The sequence below is a fragment of the Mesorhizobium sp. M2E.F.Ca.ET.209.01.1.1 genome, assembly GCF_004010375.2.
GTDB lineage: Bacteria > Pseudomonadota > Alphaproteobacteria > Rhizobiales > Rhizobiaceae > Mesorhizobium.
On the sequence record NZ_SADP02001291.1, the window covers coordinates 1 to 284 of the forward strand.

General features: G+C 64.1%; 1 pseudogene. It reads left to right on the forward strand.

Annotation, left to right across the window (positions count from 1 at the left end):
• Window positions 1–25: 25 nt before the first annotated feature.
• Window positions 26–284 (forward strand): annotated as a pseudogene (locus EN852_RS40110) (ABC transporter permease); the annotation flags it as partial.

Genomic DNA, 284 nt, shown 5'->3' on the forward strand with positions numbered 1-284 from the left:
GAACGCAACCGCAGGGAGCGCTTCCATGAAATCTGGGGTTCTCAACCTCGTGGTCAAGCGGCTGGGGATCGCGGTCGTCACGCTTCTGATCGTGTTGTTCGCCGTGTTTTTCGCCACCAGCATGCTGCCGGGCGATACCGCGTCGATCCTGCTCGGCCAGGCGGCGACTCCGGAAGCGGTCGCCGGCCTGCGCGAGGCCATGCATCTCAACGATCCGGCAATCCTTCGCTTCCTGCGCTGGCTTCTCGGCCTGCTCCACGGCGACCTTGGCACTTCCTATGCCA